The organism is Hydrocoleum sp. CS-953 (assembly GCF_002260545.1).
Lineage (GTDB): Bacteria > Cyanobacteriota > Cyanobacteriia > Cyanobacteriales > Microcoleaceae > Trichodesmium.
Genome location: NZ_LGSU01000682.1, coordinates 1 through 4,233 on the forward strand (window position 1 = coordinate 1; position 4,233 = coordinate 4,233).

The window sequence follows — 4,233 nt, forward strand, 5'->3', positions numbered from 1 at the left end:
TATCTACATAGTTTCAAAGTTATAATGTTAAATAATCTGTTGAAATTATTGTAACCTCAAAGTTTTCTGTCTATTAAATCTTAAAATCTTAATGCATGAATTTTGACTTCCGCGAAACAAAACAGTTATATGATAGTTTTTAAGTAGACAGATACTCTAACGCCTCCGTTAAAATAGGACTCTATAGATTTTTTGAGGTGGAGTTCCCTCAAAATTTGGAGCTTGTGGACAGATAGATATGAAAAATTATTGAAGGGTAATTCTCAAAAAAGCAGGGAATGATTTGCTAAAGGTCAAAATCATTAGGATAATTTGAGAAATTACCAGAAGTGTAGTGAGAATGTCAACTCAACTCAAGAAATGTTTTGAAATTAATTAAAGGAATCTTAATTAGCTATTCACAACAGACTTTCTGGCATAATTATTACAGTAGTATCTATGGTTTTGTTAATGACCAAGTATTTTCACAAGAGGGATGTCTAAAGTGTCCAGTCAATTTGGTTTCATAGCTCTTTATGAAATAATGACAAGAAAACTAAAGAACTACTTAATTAGTCTTACCGCAAGTTTTTTCTAGTTTTGTCAATACCACTCTCTAGGATCGAGAAACTTATTGGGATCAATCTTAACTATTTAACCATGATAAAATCCTAAATATAGTTGAGATGTAAATTCTCAATGCTTTCCTGATACCAATTCAGACAGTAATTTACCTATTTTCTGATAACTAATGATTTGTGAAAATGGATTCTTGGTCGGTGTCAAACTTATCAGTAGAGAAATTGACAAACTCTCATAGTTATAGTTCATTGCTCATTAATAACTAAAACTTATTAGCACCAATGAACAAAGAATTATGACCTAAGCTAAATGGCCTAGCAAAAGTTAGGTCAAGATATAACGTGCTTTTTTGAAATCTGATCCGAATCTATTATGACTCAAACTTTTTCCAACGGTTCCAATTCTAGCAAAACACTTAACATCAATGGTGTTAAAACTTCTGATGCAGATGTAACGGGTAAAATTTCCTATAGACCTGACCGTAGCTCTTCATCCAATGGTCAATCAATTAGGCAACAACCTCCTGCTGAAGAAAGCAATGAGGCAATGATGGAGGCTGTCCGGACAATGCTACTCTCAGTAGGAGAAGATCCTGAGCGAGAAGGATTGCTCAAAACTCCCAAGCGGGTTGCAGAAGCAATGCAATTTTTGACTAGTGGCTACAGTCAATCCCTGGAAGAAATTGTGAATGGTGCTATCTTTGACGAAGGTCATAACGAAATGGTTCTAGTTAGAGATATCAATCTTTTTAGTCTTTGTGAACATCATATGCTACCCTTCATGGGAAAAGCTCATGTAGCTTATATTCCTAATCAAAAAGTAGTAGGACTAAGTAAGCTAGCTAGGATTGTCGAAATGTATTCTCGTAGATTGCAAGTCCAGGAAAGATTAAATCGTCAAATTGCTGAAGCAATTCAAACAATATTAGAACCAAAGGGTGTAGCAGTTGTAATTGAAGCTACTCATATGTGTATGGTAATGCGGGGAGTTCAAAAACCTGGTTCTTGGACTGTTACCAGTGCAATGCTTGGTGTTTTTGAAGAAGATCAGAAAACAAGAGAGGAATATTTGAGCTTAATTCGCCATCAACCTGCATTCTTTTAATAGGTAGTAACTGAATTTAGTGGGAATAAGGAATTGATGAAGGAGTCAGGAGACAGAAGAAAGGAGCTAAAATCAATTAGTGGCGATGCATCCACCCATTAATTGAAAACCACCAAATTTAATTATTTGGTGGAGTCCTTAAACCCATTTATAATCCTTCGCTATGGGGCTACGCGCAAGTCAAAACTCCAAAATGTAAAAGTCAAAAATAATCTCTGACGCTTATTTGAATATTTATAAGTGTCATAACCATAATGCGTAGTGTTATAGAAGCAAGCTACATCTACCAGTTGATAATGGATAATGGATAATTAACTCTGGTTAAAACCGTAACAGAATAGAATATAAGGAAATTCAAGAGCACTTTTTTTCTCTTGAAATAGAAGGCTTTAAACCTGAATTATCAATTATCCATTAGGAAAGAATTATCCAAATAAATTCTGACTCCTGAATTCTTTACTTAGTAAATATTCTTATTTCCTTCCCCTGCTTTTCTATTGAATTCTTTACTTAGTAAATATTCTTATTTCCGCCCCCTACTTTTCTATAAATAATTATAGAAAAGTACGGTGGAAGACTAAGATTCAAAGTAAATAACTTAGACAACAAAAATATACAGATAGAGAGATTTCTGATATGACTAAACCAATCAAATTTGGAACAGATGGCTGGCGCGGTGTCATAGCTGATGATTTTACTTTTGAAAGAGTTGCTTTAGTAGCTCCCATTGCAGCAAAAATCTTAGAGAAAAATTATGCTGATTCTACTAATAATAGTAAAACAATAATTGTCGGCTATGACCGGAGGTTTATGGCTGAAGAATTTGCTCAAGTTGCTGCCGAAGCTGTTCAAAATGCAGGATTTGATGTTTTGTTAACGGATACTTATGCTCCTACTCCTGCTTTTAGTTTGGCAGCATTTCAAAAACAAGCTCTTGGGGCAATTGTGATGACTGCTAGTCATAATCCAGGGAAATATTTAGGGTTAAAAGTTAAGGGTGCTTTTGGTGGTTCGGTGCCTCCAGAAATAACTAAGCAAATAGAAGATTTATTAACAGTTGAAGCTGAAAAAGATTTGGTTCAAGGAAGTAAGATAGAAAGTTTTAATCCTTGGCCTAGTTATTGCGAAACTCTCCAAAAAATGGTAGAGATTGATAAAATTAAGTCGGCAATTAATGAGGGTAAATTAAAAGTTTTTGCAGATGTAATGCACGGTGCTGCTGCTGGAGGTTTACAACAAATATTGGGAGTAGAAATTGAAGAAGTTAATGGTGATCGTGACCCTTTATTTGATGGTGGGGCACCTGAACCTTTGCCTCGTTATTTAAGTAAACTTTTTAAGGAAATTAAAAGTTATCGAGCAGCAAATAAAGGAAGTTTAGCAATTGGATTAGTTTTTGATGGAGATAGCGATCGTATTGCTGCTGTGGATGGAGAGGGTAATTTTCTCAGTTCTCAAATTTTAATTCCAATTTTGATTGAACATCTGACAACTAGACATGGTTTTAGTGGGGAAGTGGTGAAGACTATTAGTGGTTCCGATCTATTTCCGAAGGTGGCGGAATTATACAAGATGCCAATATTTGAAACTCCTATTGGTTATAAATATATTGCTGACAGGATGTTGTCTACTCAGGTGCTTGTGGGTGGTGAAGAGTCTGGGGGTATTGGTTATGGTACTCATATTCCAGAAAGGGATGCTTTATTGTCGGCGCTCTATTTGTTGGAAGCAGTTGTGATGTCTGGTGAAGATTTGAGTGTTATTTATCGCCAACTGCAAGAAAAAACGGGTTTTAGTTCTGTTTATGACAGGATAGATTTACCTTTGGCTAATATGGAAGTACGAGCGCGACTGTTGGAGGAGTTAACAAATAATCCTGTGACGGAGGTTGCCGGACAAAAAGTGGTTGATTGTTTAACGATAGATGGGTATAAGTTTCGGTTAGCTGATGGTCGTTGGTTATTGATTCGGTTTAGTGGTACTGAACCTGTTTTGCGACTTTATTGTGAAGCTGCGGATATGCAGCAGGTTAAGCAAACTTTGGAATGGGCGAAAAATTGGGCAAATAGTATTTAGTGTGGAGGAGTCAGGAGTCAGGAGTCAGGAGTCAGGAGGGGTAAAAAGAATTGGTTAGGAGTTACGCAGATACCATGTATATAGTAGCTTTGCGTAAGTCCTGTTTGTTCACTAGGAATAAAGAGGAGAAAGTTTTTGGGAGTTGGTGAATCAAGCTATGAAATCTAAATTTCACCAAATATAAAATGCCTTTCAGTTAATAGTTATCGCCTAACTATTAAAACACAATCATATCCAAAATCACCAACACCGGAATCCTAAATAGGTTGCAACATTTTATCGTAGGGGTTTGGTCTCCAAACCCAAGCAAAAATGGAATGTAAAAACCAAATCCCTACAGCTTTTTTTCGCCAATCATTTTATCCTACTATAACTAATTAATAGGAGAAAGTTTTTATATATAGGAATCCTAAATAGGTTGTAACATTTTATCGTAGGGGTTTGGTCTCCAAACCCAAGCAAAAATGGAATGTAAAAACCAAATCCCTACAG

Annotated in this window: 2 protein-coding genes; both read left to right on the forward strand. The window is 35.6% G+C overall.

The genetic code is table 11. The annotated features are described in order from the left end of the window. The first annotated feature begins 933 nt into the window (after positions 1–933). Complete coding sequence (gene folE, locus AFK68_RS07815) at positions 934–1,665, forward strand: GTP cyclohydrolase I FolE (protein ID WP_094672266.1); 732 nt, start codon at positions 934–936, stop codon at positions 1,663–1,665. A gap of 636 nt (positions 1,666–2,301) precedes the next feature. Further along, positions 2,302–3,741, forward strand: a complete 1,440-nt coding sequence (locus tag AFK68_RS07820) for a phosphoglucomutase/phosphomannomutase family protein (protein WP_094672267.1) — start codon at positions 2,302–2,304, stop codon at positions 3,739–3,741. Positions 3,742–4,233: the final 492 nt, after the last annotated feature.